Source organism: Bacteroides sp. MSSM.1001136sp1_RTP21357st2_D2_RTP21359_211015, from assembly GCF_040913205.1.
Lineage (GTDB): Bacteria > Bacteroidota > Bacteroidia > Bacteroidales > Bacteroidaceae > Bacteroides > Bacteroides ovatus.
Map to the genome: position 1 here is coordinate 77,880 of NZ_JBDFVF010000027.1, position 21,154 is coordinate 99,033.

The following is a 21,154-nucleotide window of genomic DNA, read 5'->3' on the forward strand; positions in this document are numbered from 1 at the left end:
GCTCATTAGATAGCTAGAAAGGATATTCAGAATGATCCTTTTGAACAGTAGCGGACTAATTATGGATGTTATTTGATCTCTATTTCCATGCTTTGCCCCTATATTTGCACAGTTAACACTAAATACGAAACGTATTAAACCTTAAAAAAAGACTATTTACTATGGATACATCCTAAAACTGTAGAATGAAGAGGCGGAGTAATGTTGGGAACATTTTAAATGCCTTGACTTGTATCTAAAATTCCTAAAAATCTAATATCATTATATTCTAACTAAATGAAAAGTATATGGATAATCTAAGAAAAACGCTTGGCTGCTTGCTACTATTTCTTTTTGCAGCAGTTACATCTACTTATGCACAGGTTGCAAAGCAGTATTCGGGTACTGTTACGGATGCTGACAGCAATGAACCTGTCATCGGTGTCAACGTAACCCTTAAAGACGCACAAACAGGTACCGTAACGGATCTTTCCGGAAAATTCTCGATTAGTGCTCCTGTTGGGTCTACACTATTGTTTTCTTATATCGGATACGTGACTAAAGAGGTTAAACTGGGAACGAATACCAGTTTGAAGATTACAATGCAGGAGGATCAGAACCAATTGAGTGAGGTAGTGGTCATCGGATATGGTGTAGTGAAAAAATCAGATATAACCGGTGCTGTGGCTTCTGTTTCTTCCAAACAATTTAAGGATCAGCCGGTAAAGCGGGTGGAAGATATTCTGCAAGGACGTACTGCAGGTGTGGCAGTGACGAGCGTAAATGGTTTACCTGGTGGTACAGTTAAAGTTCGTGTTCGTGGTACCACTTCTCTTAATACCAGCAATGACCCCCTGTATGTCATCGATGGTATTATGTCTGGTGGACTGGATGTAAATCCAGCCGACATTCAATCTATTGAAGTTCTGAAAGATGCTTCGGCAACAGCTATTTATGGCTCACGCGGCGCTAATGGTGTGGTGTTGGTAACTACTAAAAAAGGGGTGGAAGGTAAAGTGCAGATTTATGCAGATGTGGCTATAGGTGTATCGAACATCCTTAAAAAATATGACTTACTGAATGCTTATGAATATGCGACTGCATTGAAGGAGTATAATGGTATCTCATTTGCAGATGATGAGATGGAAGCCTATAAGAATGGTTCCAAAGGCATTGACTGGCAGAATTTGATGTTGCAGACCGGTATTAGCCAAGATTATAAATTAGGTATTTCGGGTGGAACGGCTAAAAATAAGTATCTTATTTCAGCCAATGTATTGAATATGACAGCCATGACCATCACGACCAAGTATCAACGTGCACAGTTGCGGATAAATTTGGATAATGAACTCACTAAGTGGTTGACACTTTCTACCAAAATTAATGCTTCACGTACTCACAGTCACAATGGGGGCATTGACATTATGAACTTTCTGAACTATTCTCCTACGATGGAAATGAAAGATCCGGTGACGGGCGTTTATAATATGGACCCTTATAATTCAGTAAACGGAAACCCTTATGGTGCCCGTGTGGCAAATTATGACGATTCATATGTGTATGCTTTGAATACTAATATGGATTTGACTTTCAAAATAATGAAAGGGTTGACATTGTCTGTACAGGGTGCTGCTAATTACTCTCATGTTCCGAGTTACTCTTTCACCTCGTCGTTAGCAAAACCCGGACAAATTAGTGGTATGGAAAATGCGAGCAGGATGAATCTATTCTGGCAGAATACCAATAATGTGACTTATAATACAAGTTTCGGCGATCATCATTTGACTGCAACCGCTGTATTTGAAGCAAGTGGTGCCGAAGGCAGAAATCTAAAACTGACCGGTAGTGATTTAGCCAATGAATTTGTTGGTTATTGGAATGCAAAAAATGCAAAGACACGCGATGGAGAAAATGGCTATTCCGCAGAAGCTATTGTGTCCGGGCTTGGTCGAATTATGTACAATTACAAAGGGAAGTATATGCTGACAGGTACTTTCCGTGCCGACGGTTCATCTAAGTTTCAGAAGAAGAATAAATGGGGATATTTTCCGTCAGCAGCTGTTGCTTGGGATGTTGCTAAAGAAAACTTTATGAGCAAACAAAACATTGTCCAGCAATTGAAACTAAGAGCCAGTTTTGGTGTTGTTGGTAATCAAAGTATCGGTGCTTACACAACATTAGGTATGTTGGCTCCTACGAATTATGACGGTTATGGTAGCGATGCAATCCATACCGGTTATTGGACTGGAAATCTCGCTACGCCAGATGTAACTTGGGAAAGCACCTATCAGTATAACATAGGTTTGGACGCCAGTGTTTTAGACGGTCGCTTGAGTTTTACAGCCGAATGGTTCCGAAAGGATACTAAGGACCTGTTGCTTCGCAAACCTGCTCCTCAGTATAACGGAGGTGGCTCTTTCTGGGTCAACCAAGGTGAGGTTAGAAACTCTGGTGTTGAATTCACCATCACAGCAACTCCTTTGACAGACAAAGATATATTTGGTTGGGAAACATCGCTGAATGCATCTTATTTAAAGAATAAGATAATCGATCTGGCAGGTAGTGATTTTATCGTTGGGGAGAATTATACAAGTATTGGCGGTGGTCCCATTCAAATTAAAAAAGTAGGGTATCCGATTGGCTCTTTCTATCTTTATGAATGGGCAAACTTTAATGATCAGGGCGCCAACTTGTATAAACATCAATCTAATGGAAGTTTGACAACCAATCCGGGTGCTGACGATCTGGTTACTAAAGGGCAGGCCGAGCCTAATTGGACTTTCGGATGGAATAATACATTTACTTGGAAAAATTGGACGCTCAATCTCTTTATCAATGCTGCATTAGGACAAGATAGACTGAATGTAAGCCGCTATGCGATGGGATCTATGACAGGTGTATATCGTTTCATCTCTTTATCTGATGCTTATTACAAAAGTTGGGATAAAGTAGCCAATAAAGCAGATGCTGTGTATGCAAGTCATAAAAATTCAGATAATAGAAACTATCCTGATTCCGATTTCTGGCTTGAAGATGCATCATTTGTGAAACTGAAAAATATAAGCCTTACGTATAATATTCCTAAGAAGATAACGAAAGTAGCCGATATTCAACTGTCGGTCAGTGCTCAAAACCTGTTTACATTAACGAAATACACAGGTATGGACCCAGAAGTGTACAGTGAATCCGATTATGGCTTTAATGGTGTGGATATGGGATCTTATCCTGTTCCAAGAACATTCACTTTTGGTATGAAACTTAACTTTTAATCTTTTAACTATACATGGATATGAAAACAATATATAGACTATTCAAATCTGTCGGACTAGCATTGATCGCACTTTGGATGGTGTCTTGCCAGGATTTACTGACAGAAGATCCTAAAGGGCAGTTGGCGGTAACTAATTTCTTCAATTCAAAAGGTGATCTGGACTTGGCTCTGAATGGAATGTATTCCAAAGTTGCGAGTGATATGTATGCAAATATTTGGGCAGGTTTCGAATCAGTGATGGGTGATGATATTTCTACACACCCTGCAGCTAATAAACAGGGGTTGCGTGAGGTAGATACTTATAATGTTTCGGACAATAACACTTGGGTGACTGAATTGTGGGGAGCTCGTTGGAGATTAGTAAAAGCTGCTAATTTCATTATAGATAATGCCGGACGAACTCCGGAGGTGAGCCAGGAAGAGAAAGATGCAGCCATTGGACAAGCTTATTATTGGCGTGCCTATTCTTATTTTTACTTTGTAATGGCTTGGGGAGAGGTACCTATGGTTGTGAAAGATGAAATCAATTACAACATGCCATTGGCAACCGTTCCTGAAATTTACGAGCTGATTATATCTGATCTGAAAAAGGCAGAAACAATGGTTCCTGCTAATTATACTAAAGAACCCTACGCAAGAAATGGGGTAAACATTGCTGTTAGTCAAGGAGCTGTAAAAGCAACATTGGCTTATGTGTATATGGCAATGGCAGGATGGCCGTTGAACAAGGGAACAGAATATTATCAACTAGCCGCTGCAAAGGCAAAAGAAGTAATCGATGCTTCGAAGAAAGGTACTTACTACTACAAGCTATTACCTGATTACAAGCAAGTATATTCGATGGAGTATAATAAGAATAATCCTGAAGTGTTGCTTGGTGTTTATTATAATTTAGGAATAGATGCACTTACCAATGCCCCTTTAGCTGATTTCCTGGCAGACTATGCTTATGGTGGCGGTGGATGGGGAGATACGAACGGAGAAATTAAATTCTGGTATGATTTCCCGGAAGGCTCACGCAAAGATGCATCTTATTTCCCGAAAATCATATTGAAGAATGAAACGAAGTTGCGTGATTGGTGGGAAGACCCCAATCCGGAAGCGCCGCGTGTGGTTGTTGCTCCCTGTTTCATGAAGAAAGTAGAAACGACCACTGGAGAAGAATTCGATTATACGAATCCGAAGATTTCGATGAATCAGAATGGAGAAAAGACGCATCAGATTATTCGCTTGGCAGAAGTATATTGCTGGTATGCCGAAGCTGTAGGTCGTTCCAAAACAGGTAGTATCACGGAAGCTGTCAACTTATTGAATGAGGTACGTAATCGTGCCAATGGATCTGTTGTTGCAGACCGGGATATCTATAAGACAACCATGTCGTATGATGAACTGGCAGAAGCTGCCTATAATGAACATGGTTGGGAAATAGCCGGATATTATTGGGGAAATATTGCCACTAGAGCGAGGGATATGTTTCGCATGAATCGCATTAAAGATCATTTTGAATACAGAAAATTAAATCCGGAGATTGAAGTGGCTCCCGGAGTCTTCAGGAAAGAAGCTGTTTCCGTATCAGGTACGTGGAATGACAGTAAGATGTATCTTCCCCGTCCTTTTGTAGATTCGTCTATTAATCCGAATTTGAAGAACTGAATGAAACAATAAAAACAATCATTATGAAACTAAGATATTTATATTTAGCAATAGGTGTATTATGTAATGCCTCTTTAGTATCATGCGGTGATAGCTTCAAAGAGAAAACAGAGATTGTTGCATGCGGAATCTCCACAAATGCTTTAACATTCGGAGTCTCCTCTACTGAAGTTCAGACTGTAGATATTACGTCAGAAGCAGCTTGGGAAGTAGCAGTGGATCAGGCAGGTGGTAATTGGCTTACAGTTTCTCCTTTGGAAGGAACTGGTAATGGTACGCTAACAATTGCTGCTGATAAGAATAACGGCCCAAAACGCAGTGCAACCTTGACCATAGCGGCGAAAGGTGCTGAACTTCGAACCATCACAGTTATTCAGGATGGCTATAAAGGAACCATTTATAATTACGGTGACTTTACTGGATTGCAAAAGACGGGGCTTGTGGCAGGGATCAATCCGATCACTATCGTAGATAATGACGAATGTGAAGATGGAAAAGCGTTAAGAATCTATACCCGGGCAGGTGAAGAGTATGAAGGTACTAATGGGGACCGTTTCAAGGTGCAGACAACAACGCAATTCGGATCAGGTCGTTATGAATGGAGGATATATGTCCCTAAATTCGGAATGAATGACCGGGCTAGTATTGGAGCATTTTTATATTTTGATGATGGGCATGAATTGGATTTTGAAATTTGTTCCGGTACAGCTGCAGACCGTGCAGCACATAGTGCCGGACCAGATGATATGCTGTGCCTTGTGACTAGTCAGGCTAATCCTTTTTTCTCTGAATTCACGCCTATTAAAGGGGATGCTTGGCATACATTTGTTTTGGATTTGAAGTTAGAGAATAAGAAATATCTGGCGGAGTGGTCGGTTGATGGTAAAGTTTTAAAGAGGGCACAATTAGATTATGGTGAAGAGGCTTATTTCCGTGCTATATCTAGTGTCGAGAATCTTTATGGTATGGGCGATCATGCGGCAACTCAAGAAAATTATGCCTTATTTGATTATCTTGAATATGTTCCTTATGATTATTCAATGAAGCCGATTATCGAAGGTCAGCTTCCTCCCGAACCAGAGGGAACAACAGTGAAGTGGGACTTTGAGGAAGCTGGTTTTGTTCCTGTTGGATGGACTAACAATGGAGGAACGATTGCGGATGGAAGTTTGAATCTATCTAACGGGAATAACTTCGTTTATAGTCCGGAAGTGGGAGCTGGAAAATATACATGGGAAATAGATGTTCCTTTGGTAGGGGTAGGTGAAAAATGGTTGGCAGGTGGTAATATCGCTGCAACTAACGCTGAAGAAAGGTCATTCTCTATGTTTGTTTTCTCGGGTACTGAAAATGATCGTGCGGCTTGTACGGTTCCTCCTGTTCCAGGTCAGATGCTGGTACGTTGTTATACGGAAGCTATGGGAGTTTACGGGGTACCTATTGATCCGGGTAAACATACTTTGACTATTGACCTTAGACTTAATGCAGATGGTGCATATTGGGCGGCATGGATTATAGATGGTGAAGTGGCGAAAACATTTACTACTTGGTATACTCCGGCACAGTTTAAATTTGGATTCTCAATGATGACCTTTGCTGATGGAGGTGGCTGGCAAGGAGATAAGCCTACTGCAAAGACATATACAGTCAAATATGACTATATAGAATATAAGAAGTATAATTATGATGAAGAATAACAGTTTACTTTACATTCAGTGAGGTATTTAAGCATAATTGGAACAGCTATATGCTGTGTAATGTTGGTAATGACGAGTGTTTCCTGCAAGCAGGAAACATTCTCTTCCACCACCCAGGAGAAGAAAGTAGCTCCTTGGTATGTCTATATAGATGGAAGCTCTTTTAAGGATATAGAGCCAGTGAAAGAGATTATTAGTTCCATTAGCGTTTTCGGGAATCCTCCGAAATCATTTATCGATGAATGTCATCAGAATCATATCGAAGTATATCAGGCTGTAGGTGGGAATGAAGAAACGATTGATACGCCACAGAAAAGAAAGGCGCTTGTTGAGAAGTATGTAAGTGATTGCAATGCAAACGGATATGATGGAATAGATCTTGATCTCGAACATTTGAACCCTGATATTCAGGATGCATATACCGAATTCCTGAAACTGGCTTCAAAAGAACTCCATGCTGTTGGAAAGAAATTAAGCCATTGCGTTAGTTTTTATCCGGCTTTGTATCAGGATAACGAAACTAAGATGTTTCACGATCCGGCAGTTTTGAATACTACTTGCGACTTAGTTAGAGTGATGTGTTACGATATGTATTTTGCACCTGGGATAGATAAGCCCGAGCTCAAGCACAGAGATGATTGTATGGGCATTGGACCTACGTCTAATTATCTATGGACTAAAGAGGCGATGCTTTTCTGGATGAAACACATTCCGAATGATAAATTAGTGATGGCGTTGCCTGCTTATGCAAATGATTATGCTGTAACTGGTGACATCAAAGGAAGGCAGGTTTACCAATCTGTGCCTGACAGTATAAATGGAATTTTGCCTTCTCCTACCTGGTTATGTTATGAAAAGGTAAACATGTATCTGTATGATGGTACTGATGGTAATCGGCATCTGTTTTATGCAAGTGATGCCAGAAGTACGGAAGCGCTACTTGAACTAGCTGATGAACTGGGGATCTCTCAAATCGGTTTTTGGCACTTTAATAGCGTAGATCCGCAAATGTGGGATACTACCGCAAAGTGGCAAAAGAAATAATAAGATAATAAATCGACCTTGTAAATAATATAGCTTTATTCTCATCCCCCCATTTAGAGAAAAGTTATTCTTAACAATAAGAGGCCGCAAAGGTATGAATCCATATCTTTGTGGCTTTTTATTTTTTTCTTACCTTTGGGGGAACTTAACATAACCCCCAAAAATGAAGAACATGAAAAAGATCTTTTTACTCATTTCCGTCATCCTATTTATTTTTCCAGTACAGGCTCAACATACATTGAGACTGATGACTTATAATATTAAAAATGCGAACGGCATGGATGATATTTGTAGTTTTCAACGGGTAGCCAATGTGATAAATAATGCTTCTCCTGATGTTGTGGCTATACAAGAGGTAGACAGTATGACCCGTCGGAGCGGACAGAAATATGTGCTGGGTGAGATAGCTGAATGTACGCAAATGCATGCTTGTTTTGCACCTGCTATAGAGTTTGAAGGAGGTAAATATGGAATCGGACTGTTGACAAAGCAAGTTCCGCTACGTTTACAAACTATCCCTTTACCTGGTAGAGAAGAGGCCCGTACCTTGATTCTGGCAGAATTTGAGGATTATATTTATTGTTGTACTCATCTGTCATTAACGGAAGAAGACCGTATGAAATCTTTGGAAATAGTGAAGTCATTGATTGCTTCCTATAAAAAGCCTCTTTTTCTAGCCGGGGATATGAATGCTGAACCTGAATCCGATTTCATCAAAGAATTGCAAAAGGATTTTCAAATACTCTCCAATCTGGAAAAGCATACTTATCCTGCTCCCGATCCAAAAGAGACCATTGATTATATTGCCGCGTCAAAGCAAAACGCTACCGGATTTGCTGTCATATCTGCGAGAGTAGTTAATGAGCCAATGGCTTCCGACCATCGTCCCATACTTGTGGAATTGCGTACCGCTGAAAAGGCAGACAAGATATTCCGTACTAAACCTTATTTGCAGAATCCTGTGGGTAATGGCATTACTGTGATGTGGGAAACAACCGTTCCTTCTTATTGCTGGGTGGAATATGGCACAGATACTACCCGGCTGGAACGTGCGCGTATGATTGTTGACGGTCAGGTGGTCTGTAATAACAAGCTGCATAAAATACGTATAGATGGTTTGCAGTCCGGACAGAAATATTATTATCGTGTGTGTTCGCAAGAGATGTTGCTTTATCAGGCATATAAAAAGGTATTTGGAAATACAGCACAATCGACCTTCAGTGAATTTACTCTTCCTGTTGCTGATACAGAGTCTTTTACCGCTATTGTTTTTAATGATTTGCATCAACATGCCAATACTTTCCGCATTCTGTGTAAACAAATACAGGATGTTAAGTATGATTTTGTTGTTTTCAATGGTGACTGTGTGGATGATCCTGTGGATCACGAGCAGGCAACCACATTTATCAGTGAACTGACCGAAGGAGTGTATGGCGACCACATACCGACTTTCTTTATGCGTGGCAATCATGAAATCCGCAATGTCTATTCTATCGGTTTGCGTGATCATTTTGATTATGTGGGAGATAAAACTTATGCCTCTTTTAACTGGGGAGACACCCGTATCGTCATGTTGGATTGTGGAGAAGATAAACCGGACGACCATTGGGTATATTATGGCTTGAACGATTTTACCCAATTACGTAATGAACAGGTTGATTTTCTGAAAAAAGAGCTGTCTGCCAAAGAATTCAAGAAAGCAAAGAAACGTGTCCTTATTCATCATATTCCGCTTTATGGTAATGATGGAAAGAATCTCTGTGCAGATCTATGGACTAAATTATTGGAAAAAGCACCTTTCAATGTGAGCCTGAATGCACATACTCACAAATACGCTTACCATCCGAAAGGGGAACTGGGTAATAATTATCCGGTTATTATTGGTGGAGGATATAAGATGGACAGTGCTACGGTGATGATTCTGGAGAAGAAGAACGATGAATTGAGGATTAAGGTGCTGAATGTAAGGGGAGAGGTTTTACTGGATATAACAGTCTAAAGTCTCTAATAACTTTATAAAAAATGGAGGTGCGCCAGACTTCTAGACACACCTCCATGAATCAGTTATTTCATAAAGTGCTATTCGGAGAAATATGTATAATAGAAATTCTCTATATATCCGTCATAGTTTTTGCTTTCCTCTTTGATACAACTGTTCTCGTCATATTCGAATGTGTAAGTAGCTGTACTGGATGAATGTTGCCAACCACTGCTCGTATGGCAATTAGCCGAAGCTTTTCCAAAGAGACCAGTTTCAACCAGCCAACGACTAGCTCCACTGCTTTCCGCATAGATGCAATGTGCTCCGCTCACATTAGGCACGGCAGAATAGGTCTGAACTTTAAACTGCTCTACTCCATCTGAAAATCTGGTCCATTGCATAATATTTCCATTTTCTATGGTGATGTTAGATGCAATATTGCCATTCTTTTCAACTTTGGTCATGTAGCCATTCTCATCATAAGTATATTCGTAAGTGTTGGAACCATCTACAAAAGTTGCAACATAACCTTGGTCATTTAAAGTCATGTTATATGCGTTCTTACCTGTCACTGTGATATTATTTCCATCATAAGCAAAGAGCCATTCTCTATCCAATTCTCCTTCATATAACCTGTATACACGTTTTACAGTACCATTATCATTATATTCGTAATACCATTTATCCCAGTCGTCCGCAAAAGTGGCTATCCGATAAACTGTTACTTCAGAGGTTGTTGTAAAAGTGATTTCTGCATAGTCTGAATCTTCAAAATAGATTGATCCGGTTTTTTGAGCTTTTACTTTGAATGTATAACTTTTTTCCGGCTCTAAACCTGTCAGTTGAATTGTATTTTGGTCAGTACTTTGTTCACTACCGTTGTTCAAGCTATAAATATAAGCTGTTGCGTTTCCTATGGCTTTCCATGTAATAACAGCAGAACTCTCTTTTACATCAGGAACAGTAACTTCCGGTTTATCCAGAATGTTTGTACTGGGATGATTGTCATCATCACTGCAAGCAGTCGTACCTAGTACTACTGCCAGCATGGCTAATAAGTAAAAATACTTTTTCATGTTGTTCTATTTAAGGTTAATAATTAGTTTCCGGCAACTACTATCATTCCCAAACCAACCAGGAAGAAGATAAACATCAAGGCCAGTAGTTGATTAACAGATTTCGTTGAACCTTTAAATTCTTTCCAGATAAATACTCCCCAAATAGCGGCAATAAGTGGTGCGCCTTGTCCTAGTGCATAAGATACCGCCGGACCAGCTTCTCCTGATGCGATATAGCTGAACGCGGAACCAAGTCCCCATATCGCTCCACCAAGCATTCCGCATATATGAGTTTTCGTGTTTCCTTTAAAGTATTCGGAGTAGCTGACTTTTTCTCCGACAAAAGGATATTTCATTACTAATGTGTTGAAAACAAAATTGCTTAGTAATACGCCTATTGAAAAAACAAAGATGGCAGAATAAGGAGTCATCATTCCTATAGCAGGAGAATTGAAGTTTTCTACGTCCATACCTTTCACTACGAACCTGTAGAACAAAGACATCAGTACACCGGCAATTAATGCAATGATAATTCCCTTTTTGTTGTTTTTCCTGCTTTCTTCTCCCTTTTGCATTTTTCCGGAAGCCACTCCATTGCAAATGATAGCAATAACAATGAGAGCTACACCGCCAAATAAAAGCAAAGGATTACCAGTTGGAATTCCCAGATAATTGACGATTACCCCTAATACCAATGCAATGCCAACTCCTAAAGGAAAAGCTACAGACATACCAGCCAAGGAAATAGACGCTGAAAGAAGAATGTTTGAAGCATTAAATATTACGCCCCCCAAGATAACCCAACCAATGCTGTCTCCTGATGCTTGTCCCAGATCTTCCAGGAATGAACGTCCGGTATCTCCATGACTACCCATAGTGAAGCCTAGCAAGATGGTGAACAATACCATTCCAATCACATAATCCCAATAAAAAAGTTCATAACGCCAATTTTTGGAAACTAGTTTTTGGGTATTACCCCAGGAACCCCAACAAATCATGGTTACGATGCAGAATATAACTGCCAATAAATAACTGTTTACTGTGAACATACTATTAGTATTTAATTGTTAAACATGAATTCTGTTATTTAAATATAGTATCCAATCTTCCCAATAAGTGAAAACATTGGCTTCCTTACATTTTCTTGACCGGAACTCATGTTCCAGGTCCGATTCTTTCAAAAGGATATGTATATTACTACTAAAACCATATTCTTTTGATTCGGGTAGTATCTCCATCCAGCATCTGGGATATCTTTTGTGAGAGTTGACTGCTTTTATAAAATTTTGAGCATCATTCTCGTTGCCGATGGCATTTACACAGACTATGCCGGTAAACAAATTTTCTCTCTGAATAGCTTCTATACCTTCTTTAATATTATCTCCCAAAGTGATTAAAGCCCGCATACGTTGGGAACCTCTGATGCCGGAGAGTTGCTTTTCTATATCAGAAATTGTTTCTGACAGGTCTGTGTTAGCTTTTACGAAACAAAGAACAGCAGGCCATGTTTTATTCTCATCTACCATTTGATAAAACTGACTGACGAGAACCTTTTGCTGTTGTTCGTTGATTTCTCCCTGTACATAGATAATAGGATATTTTCTTGTGCTTCCTTGAGCCTGTTCCGGATAATAGACCGTTGCATTGGCTGTTTGGATAAACGGAGTCTCATTCGGAAGACTACTCTCACTATTTCCTGACTGCTTCCCATTGAAATATTCGTTTATGAATCTGAATGCTTTGGGCAGTGCAGTATTCCAGCAGGTGAAATCATGTCCTCCTGAACGTACTTCCCATTCATGAGGTATTTGTCTTTCCAGTAATAATCGGTGCAGTTCTTCATTACTTTCGCAAAGAGTACCTTCTTTATCTCCAATATCTAGCATGATGCCAAATCCTTTTAAATCGGGATTGCGGAGGGTGGAAAGAATGTGGTAGGGTGAATGTTGCTTATAGTAACTGGTTAGGCGCTGGTTACCATTCTTTCCCACTCCTCCGAAAATCCGTCCCCATTGATTGTCCCATCCTTTTTGTGGCCCTTCTTCCATGTATTGTTTTTCTGTACGGATGGATGGCGATAACGCAACGACAGAGCCGAATAAGTGGCGGTTGCGCAAACTAACGGATAATGCTCCGAATCCTCCCATAGAGAAACCAATGATCGAGCGTCCATTAATATCCTTGCGAGTACGATAGTTGTTATCTATATATGGAACCAGTTCTTTGATAAAGAAAGTTTCATAAAGGGAACTGCCATCATAAGTGTCACTGTAATAAGACAGGTAACCGTCAGGAATAACCATAATGAAAGGTTGAATCTTTCCTTCTTTTATCATTTTATCCATTACACGGGCAACGTTGCCGTATTCGAGCCAACTGGTATAATCACCTCCTATTCCATGAAACATGTATAAGACTGGATATTCTGTTTCTGAATGTTCATAACCTTCCGGTAAGATAATGGAGTAGGAGACTTCTTGCTTTAGGGACGGACTGTAAATACTCATCCCTTCTTTTTCTATGGGAAGTGCCCAAGCTCCATCTATACCTGATAGAAATAGGATAATATATAACAGTATCTTCTTCATATTATTTCTTTATTAACTGTTCACCAATATAATAACTCATTGAATAAATACCTGTTTGGGCGGACTGTTCACTATCCAGTCCGTTTCTGACACGATATTGCACCGGAGCTTCTGCACCTCGCAATCCATTGAACAGAGTAAAGATGCTATTGTAGTTGCTGCCTTCGTCTGTTATGTCCAAATAATAGATTTTGGCACGATTCTCGGCAGAAAGGTTGATAAAATCTGCGTCTTCTGCAAAGAAAAAGTTGATAGCAGGGGCATTGCCTGTTGACTGATTGTATAAGTAATCAGCTTCTGAACCGTAGGTTAATCCTAATCTGAAATCTGCATTGCTTTCCGTATGAACCGTCTTTTCCACAGCATCGGTAATAGCTGAAAAATTTGTTTCATTTAGAATCATTTCTTTCACATTAAAACCTGCGATTATCATACGTTTGATTTGCATAAGAGAATCTAATGCCACTGCCACCTTCTTTGTTGTAAGATCAATATTACCTTCTCCTTTGCTGTAATAAAGAACTTTGTAAGTTAGTTCGGAATTGTAGTCATCCGGTAACCATAGTTCGATATTGGAATTACCTACTTTTATGTTTTTATTAGTAGCATGTAATTCTTCTGTGAATTTTTTCAGAGTTTCCTGCGGATAGTTTTCTCCTTTGAATGAACGTTCGATAAAAGGCAGTGCCTCTTTCATGGATTCACGCCAATAACTGTCAGTGTGGGCACCGTTCCGTACACGATATTCGTGCTTGATATTTTTGTCCCATAATAGAGTATGTAATTCACCGTTTCCTGCATATAGTCTTTCTTCATCATCACCGCAGTCTATGTAATACCGTACTGTTTGAAATGTGGAACTTGGTTTATCCTTGAAAAAGTGTAGCGGACATTGGCTTTTATAATAGCTTGTCAGCCTGCCTGTTCCTGTCTGGCCGCTTCCTCCGAAGTTGTTTCCCCATTGAAGATTCCAACCGTCTTGTGACAAAGAGATGTATTGTTCATCTGTATTTAGAGAGGGACTTAATCCTATTGATACCGAGAATGTTTCAGGATGTTGCGATGCTATACTTAATGCCCCGAAACCTCCCATAGAGAATCCGGCAACAGCTCTTTCCGTCTTACTGGCTGTTGTTCGGAACCGCTTATCAATCAGGGGTACGAGTTCATTAATGAACATATCCATATAGTTGAACTTTCCGTCATAGCGGTTGCAAAAATAAGTGTTGAAACCTTCCGGCATGATGTAGATCAATGGGCGAATACTACCATTGCTGGTTTGCGCATCAGCTATGCTTTGAATATTCAGACCTGAAGGTCCCCATGAACTTTGGTTTCCTCCCCAGCCATGTAGAAGGAAAACTACTCCATATTTACCCGTACTTTCCGATAGATACTCTTGAGGCAGTAATACGGAATATTTGATTTCTTGTCCTAATATTTTGCTGTAAAAACTTTGATCGGGATTATAGCGTTTGGTAAACAGTTCCGGTGTCTCGGTCTGTTCGCTTTCGGACGGACTGTTATCATCAGACGAACATGATGACAATCCGTAGGAAAATAATAATAAGGCTAATAATAGGAGTAGTTTTCTATTCATGGCTTCTCTCTTTTATTTATAAGGATTGATTGGCTCTGCCGGTGTGGATGAATAAACCACCATGTCTTTACATTGAACGGCATATTTTTCATTTGGATTAATCCATTTAATAACCAGTTTGTGAGGTCCTTCCTCTAAATCATAATTATAGAAAATGTCATACTTTCTTTTTATGTAGTCATAAGGCATTTCTATGGTTTCTACTTTCTTGCCGTCAATGTAGGCCTCCAAGATGGCGATGTAATTGTCATTACTATCTTTAACATCTTGTCTGATCATCCCCATTAAAACAACTCCCTTGCCATTGAACTCAAATGTTTTTTCTGTACCGAGATCATATTTAATAACTCTTCTTTCAGAAGGATATAAGCCTTCAAAAGAAACTTCCCATGCTACGGTCTTTGGCTTTTGAATTGTAGTATAGTATTTATCTCCTTTTACTTTTCCTCCGTTTGCTTTTAGCACGTCACTCAATAGTTTGAGATTAATATCGTAAACAGAACTTAAAGAAATATCTGTGTAGGGGAATTTGATGTTTTCGCATCTTTCGAGTGCCGGTTTCCAATATTCGGGGATAGCCTTGTAGCCTTGTATCACTCCAAGAATTCCTGCGGCAGTTGCCGGGTTACAGTCGGAATCTTGTCCGCAACGAGTGGCTATATCCATTGTTTTGAAAAAGTCGCCGTTGCCATATAAAAGTCCCATCACACAGTAAGCCGCATTGATAGTGGCGTCAATGTTAAATGCATTGAATACCCCTTCCGGGCAGCCAATCTCAAAAGCATGGCGGTTTTCTATTTCCAGCCAGCATTTACGCCAGTCATCGGGATATTGTTTCCAATATTTAATAACGTCTGTGATGCAACGGTGAAATTTACTTTGTTCGGGTATTGTTTTAAGAGCTTCCGTGACAATTGTATAAATGTCGTTATTTACGTAAGCTAATGCATACATTGCTCCCATGTATACACCTCCATACCATCCGTCGCCGTAGTTCATGATATGCCCTATCTTGTCCGAAAAATCGGAGGCGGTATTTACCATCCCCGGACATATCATTCCAATGAAGTCTGCTTCAATCTGGAAATCAATATCGTCAGCGTGCGGATTATTTTTCCAATGTCCCGATGCTGGTGGCATAATACCGTGCAATATGTTATATCTGGCTGCCTGGTTGGCATGCCATAATTTGTAATCTGCGTTTGCAAAGGCTTTGGCAAATGATTCGGCAGGGGCATTTATCCCTTCTTTTTGCATTACTTCCAGAAAGGTAAGATCCATATATACATCATCATACAATCCCGGATCTTCTGCAAAGATGTCCTTGCAATAGTCATCATACCAGATTATTGGAGTTTTCTCATGAATGATCGCTCCTCTGTATTTAAATTCTGTAGGACCGCCATAGGTGCATCCTATGGTTTGTCCGGCCCAGCCTCCTTTAATTTTGTCGAGCAGTACCTCTTTACTTATTTCAACTGTTTTTCCATATTCTATTTGTGCCATTCCCGATATGGAAAAGGTAAATAGTAGAATGATGTTAATCAGGACTTTTTTCATCTTAACTTATTTATTAAAGTAAAATCTATCATGTTCTTTTTTCTCTGAATAATACATTATGTCGTTGATACGAATAATGTAGTCTTTTTTGCGGTTCAACCATTTCATTTTAACGTGGTGTCTTCCTTCTTTCATGAGGTATTTCCAGGCTGGTTCTACTTTGCGGTCTGTGTTTCTCATGGGTAAAGCTGCTACATGGTCCAGTTCTCCGTCAATCCATATTTCCACTTTAGCAACGTAAGGGTCATTGGGCTCTGCCAATCCGAACACCTCGGAACCGATGTGGCGTGTAGATACACGATTGATATAATCGGGAGTAATACTTCTTGTGCAGCAAATGTTGCCCCAGATAACAAATCCGTTACCATTGAAATCAAATTCAAATGTATCTGTCAGGAAGCAGTCTTTGCGTTCTCTATAAAGTGGATAGGTGTTTTCGAAATTTTGTTCTAAAGGAAGTACATCCGCCTTTTTGATTGGAATTTCTATCTCCCCACCAGATACTTTTCCACCTGTTTTGACTATGAGTTGTTTAGCTTGATCGAAACTCATTTGGTATGCTTTTGCCAACGACATATTCGTTCCTTCAAATGTAAAGTCTTCTACTTCTTTCAAAGGGTTTAACCAGAATGAAGGGATTTTATCATACCCATACATGACGCCGAGTACACCGCCGACTGTAGACGGATTACAGTCAGAATCTTGTCCGCAGCGTGTTGCAATATCGATAGAGTTGGTGAAGTCTCCTTTACCGTAGAGCATAGCTAATGCTACGAAAGCGGAATTGAGCTTGGCGTCAATATTAAAGTTTAGAAATACGCCTTTGGGACATCCTACATCGCAGTTCCATTTTTCTTGCAGGAAGTACCAGCAATCTTTCCAGTTGTCCGGGTGCAAAGAATGGAAATTGATTACATCCTGAATACATTGATGGAATGTACTCTTTTCAGGTATGGCAAAGATTGCGGTTTTTAGAATCGCTTCAGGACTTTTTTCATAGAAAGCGGAGCTATAAAGAGCTGCTACGAAAGCACCGCCATAAAAACCGTCACCGCTATTCATAATGTGGCCTACTCTGGAGGCGATATCCAATGCTTCCGGCAGCATTGCCGGAGCCATCAGACCAATGAAGTCTGCTTCGATCTGGAAATCCAGATCGTCTGCATGTGGGTTATTCAACCAATGACCGGAAGCCGGTGGCATGATACCTTGGCGGATATTATATCTGCCTGCTTGGTTAGCATGGGCCAAATGATAATCAGCGAATGCAAATCTTTTGGCAAGTTCTTCTTGTGAACAATCCAGGCCAAGTTCATCAAATGCCTCAACAAACGTGCAATCGTTATAAATATCATCGAACAATCCGGGCTTCTTTTCCCACCAATATTTTACGTAACCTTCCGCCCAGGGGATTGGCTGGTAATCTTGAATATAAGTTCCCGTGAACTTAAACTCTGTAGGTGCTCCGAAAACAACACCAATGGTTTGTCCGGCCCATCCTCCTTTAATCTTATCTAAAAGTTCTTTATCAGATAACTTTAAAGTTTTTACAGGCTGGGCTTGTACGTTGAGAGCAAAAAGCCCTATAATACATATCGTAATTATTTTCCTCATTTTTCTCCTCCTTTATTTCTCATAAACTCCCAACTCGGTGATAGAGATGAATGATGATACATTCTTTGTGTATTTATGCCAGTGTTCCTGCACTTTTGCATCCATTAGTACGCGTATTCCCTTGGTTTCTACTGCCGGGAATTCCAAAACATATTGTGCAAACGGAGGTTGGAAAAATACAATATCGGTTTCGGGAAGTGCCGGAGTTGATTTGAATTTACCTACGTCATACCAATGTCCGTCATTTCCAAGATATTGAATGTTTAGAGAAGTAAACCATCCTCCGAACTCTTCCAGACAGCCCATATCTAAAACAAGCATATTGATGTTATGCTCTTCTTTCCAACCGTATCCGAAATAGTCTATTTTAGGCAGATTACTTTTGGCCGCTAATGAATAAAATACAGATCCTACGCCATCTTTGACTCCGTCATTAATTACTTCTACATTTGTTGCGTACATCGGTTTTCCAAAGGTAATCCAGCAAGAATCGAGTACTTCTTCGTTTAGTTTGCGAATATTTGCGTAAATAGTGTCAGCCTTGGGGGCTATATTCTTGGTTTTAACCAATAACTCAAAGTCTTTAGTAATTGAGTTCTTGTTATTTGCGCTTAATTGAAGGGTAATTGGATATTTGCCGGCTTCTGTAGGAGTTCCTGCCAGTTTACCGTTTTGGAATGTAACTCCTACCGGAAGTTTACCTTTTACCAGTTCCCATTTGAAATCAGCGTTTGTTCTGCAGGCAAATGAGTAATCGGTAGGCTGTCCGATTTCCAAGTCCGGATTCGGACCGATACAGAATTCCATAGGGGGGATGAATTGTGCTTTGGGGTTAACATATACCATATCACCCTTTACTTTTCCTCCTTTGGCACAAACCAGTTCGATTGCTTTGTTGTAAGTACGTTCAATCATGTCTTCAATGGAAGCATCGGGCATATCAAACCTGGTGATATTGATATACCGGTCGTTGAAGGGTTTTTCCCATCCTTCGATAGGTTTAGTCAAACTTTCGGGAAGAGACTTTGCACCATACATTACTCCTAGAAGTCCGGAGATAGTGGCTGCCTGATTGTCGCAGTCAAATCCCATTGCACAGCTTAAATCCAATGTCCGTTGGAAATCTCCTTCGCCATACAACATAGCCAAAATCCCGCATAATCCGTTCAGATTAGCATTCCAGATTGTTTTTGTCATGGCTGGTTCATCTATGTAATATTTTTTAGCCATGATTTGACGTGCTTTTACCCAATCTTTAGGATATTTGTCATATAAAGCAATCATCTCTTTTACAGCTATCGCATATCTGTCATCAGCTGGCAATTCTTTTAAAGCGCGTGTAATAAGCTTGCGGATATCCTGGCAGAAAAAGGCGTCAGCGTACATTGCACCGTATAGAACAGTGGGAGATACCGCCCACGAATCGCTTGTGATACGGGCCGCCCAATCACTTTTTCCTGCAGCATACGAAATCATTCCCGGTGCTGTATACGCCCATATCTCGTTAATCAATTGAGGGTCGATCTGATACCAGTGGGGATTCAGATTTTCGTCACCGGTGAACGGAGGGGTGAATCCAAGATGCATTAATCCGAGTGCAGCCCTATTGGCTAGCCATACACGGTCACGGATATGATACATCCATCCTTCGCGCATATTGGCATAAGTAGGTTCTACACCATATTTCTCCATTAATAGTAAGTAGATATACTCAACATCAGTATCGTCATCAGAGAATGCACCGTTATACTTCTGCAATTTATCTATGTTTTTAGTGTAACCGAATGGAAATCTGGATTCCGGGGCAGGTTCATCTACAAACTTGTTCTCAAAAGGAAGTCCATATATGTTTCCTACCATTTGCCCGATCCAAGCTCCGGCTATTTTGTCTTTTAACTCTGTCTTTGAAATCTTCTGTGCAGAGATAAATAAGATGTTAGTAATTAAAACAAGTAAAAAGATGATTGGTTTTTTCATACTTATCAGGGTTGATTTGTTGGAAGGTACACTTTTCTATGTGAACCTTCCAATTGTGGTTAATAATCTTTGTTTTGAGATAATTTTGGATTTGCATTTAAAATATCCGTAGGAATTGGAAATACATTTCTAAAAGTTTCTGAACTTTGGTCAGGGTGTGCCCAATATTTTTTCAGATATTTTCCGAAACGTATCATATCTTCATGGCGCCATCCTTCCCATGCCAGTTCTCTGCCTCGTTCTGCATAAAGTTCATCAATCGTCAATTGGCTTGTAGTATATGCATCAAGCCCTGCTCTTGTACGAATCTTCTTGAAGTCTGCCAGTTGGATGGCCTCACTTGTTCTGTTTTGTCGTACCAAAGCCTCTACATACATTAATACAACATCGGCATAACGGAAGATGGCAAAGTCGTTGTCCATACTAACTGTATATTCTTTTAAAGAACCATCAGTCTGGTAATGCCATTTCCAGCAGCGTGCACCGTCGTATGTACCACGTCCTCCGTTGCTATTGTAATATTTTTCTTCGGGGAAGACAGGAGTATATTCGAAACCAAGATCCTTTCCGCTTAGGTCTACTTGAGGACCGTATAACCAGCTCTGACTTCTGCGAAGATCTTGTTCTGCGTATGTTTGGAAAAAGTCCGGTTGGCAGAGAAAACCCGACCATGGAGCTGCCGGAATATTAAATGTTGCTTGTGATGCAGCTTCCAGTGTTAGCGTATGCAGATAAAATGAGTTACTGTCACCGCTAGTATATACTCTGTCATACAGGATTACAAAGATGTTCTCCTTAGAATCTTCATTTTTAATATCAAAATTAGTGGAATAAGAGTCTTCAATGCTGTAAGCACCTATATCCATAATGTCTTTACAGGCTTTCTCTGCTTTGTCATACATTGGAGTACCGAACCATGCTTCTGCATTCAGATACATTTTCGCAAGAATACAATAAGCGGCAGCTTGTGTGACCCGTCCATAATTAGTATCTGAAGGCTCCCTGTCTAGGAACTCGATATTGTCATTAATTTCTTTTTCCAGATAGTTGAAAATACAATACTTCGGTAAATTTTTACCGAAAAATTAAAAGTTAAACAATAAAACCGGCAAAAGTCGGTTCGGAAACACTA

13 protein-coding genes are annotated in these 21,154 nt (G+C 40.0%); 5 read left to right on the forward strand and 8 right to left on the reverse strand.

Features of this window, described 5'->3' with window-relative positions; genetic code table 11:
* The first annotated feature begins 287 nt into the window (after window positions 1–287).
* The 5 genes from AB5217_RS17305 (at window position 288) to AB5217_RS17325 (ending at window position 9,643) form a co-directional block, all read left to right on the forward strand.
* Window positions 288–3,248, forward strand: coding sequence for a SusC/RagA family TonB-linked outer membrane protein (locus tag AB5217_RS17305; protein WP_368112877.1), 2,961 nt, complete (start codon window positions 288–290; stop codon window positions 3,246–3,248).
* 20 nt (window positions 3,249–3,268) lie between these two features.
* Window positions 3,269–4,903: a RagB/SusD family nutrient uptake outer membrane protein gene (locus tag AB5217_RS17310; protein ID WP_368112878.1), complete on the forward strand. Its 1,635-nt coding sequence runs from the start codon at window positions 3,269–3,271 to the stop codon at window positions 4,901–4,903.
* 23 nt (window positions 4,904–4,926) lie between these two features.
* On the forward strand, window positions 4,927–6,600 hold the full coding sequence (locus AB5217_RS17315; RefSeq protein ID WP_004323859.1) for a BACON domain-containing protein: 1,674 nt from the start codon (window positions 4,927–4,929) through the stop codon (window positions 6,598–6,600).
* Between the two features lie 60 nt (window positions 6,601–6,660).
* Window positions 6,661–7,644, forward strand: coding sequence for a glycosyl hydrolase family 18 protein (locus tag AB5217_RS17320; protein WP_368112879.1), 984 nt, complete (start codon window positions 6,661–6,663; stop codon window positions 7,642–7,644).
* A 172-nt stretch (window positions 7,645–7,816) separates the two neighbouring features.
* Entirely contained in the window at window positions 7,817–9,643 is a 1,827-nt protein-coding gene (locus tag AB5217_RS17325; RefSeq protein WP_368112880.1) for an endonuclease/exonuclease/phosphatase family protein, read from the forward strand.
* Window positions 9,644–9,723: 80 nt separating this feature from the next.
* Here the strand turns inward: AB5217_RS17325 and AB5217_RS17330 are convergent, their stop codons facing one another.
* From AB5217_RS17330 to AB5217_RS17365, 8 genes are read right to left on the reverse strand one after another with little or no spacing between them, the layout of a single operon-like run.
* Window positions 9,724–10,701, reverse strand: coding sequence for a fibronectin type III domain-containing protein (locus AB5217_RS17330; RefSeq protein WP_004296463.1), 978 nt, complete (start codon window positions 10,699–10,701; stop codon window positions 9,724–9,726).
* Between the two features lie 23 nt (window positions 10,702–10,724).
* Complete coding sequence (locus AB5217_RS17335; RefSeq protein WP_008642584.1) at window positions 10,725–11,732, reverse strand: GRP family sugar transporter; 1,008 nt, start codon at window positions 11,730–11,732, stop codon at window positions 10,725–10,727.
* Between the two features lie 18 nt (window positions 11,733–11,750).
* On the reverse strand, window positions 11,751–13,271 hold the full coding sequence (locus tag AB5217_RS17340; RefSeq protein ID WP_032844217.1) for an alpha/beta hydrolase: 1,521 nt from the start codon (window positions 13,269–13,271) through the stop codon (window positions 11,751–11,753).
* A gap of 1 nt (window position 13,272) precedes the next feature.
* On the reverse strand, window positions 13,273–14,871 hold the full coding sequence (locus tag AB5217_RS17345; protein WP_032844216.1) for an alpha/beta hydrolase: 1,599 nt from the start codon (window positions 14,869–14,871) through the stop codon (window positions 13,273–13,275).
* 12 nt (window positions 14,872–14,883) lie between these two features.
* Complete coding sequence (locus AB5217_RS17350) at window positions 14,884–16,431, reverse strand: ADP-ribosylglycohydrolase family protein (protein ID WP_032844215.1); 1,548 nt, start codon at window positions 16,429–16,431, stop codon at window positions 14,884–14,886.
* 6 nt (window positions 16,432–16,437) lie between these two features.
* Entirely contained in the window at window positions 16,438–18,045 is a 1,608-nt protein-coding gene (locus AB5217_RS17355; RefSeq protein WP_032844214.1) for an ADP-ribosylglycohydrolase family protein, read from the reverse strand.
* A gap of 12 nt (window positions 18,046–18,057) precedes the next feature.
* A complete protein-coding gene (locus tag AB5217_RS17360) occupies window positions 18,058–20,022 on the reverse strand; it encodes an ADP-ribosylglycohydrolase family protein (protein ID WP_032844213.1) in 1,965 nt (654 codons plus the stop codon).
* 59 nt (window positions 20,023–20,081) lie between these two features.
* Window positions 20,082–20,960 carry a RagB/SusD family nutrient uptake outer membrane protein gene (locus AB5217_RS17365; RefSeq protein WP_368112881.1) on the reverse strand — a complete coding sequence of 293 codons (879 nt, stop codon included), beginning with the start codon at window positions 20,958–20,960 and terminating at the stop codon, window positions 20,082–20,084.
* Window positions 20,961–21,154: the final 194 nt, after the last annotated feature.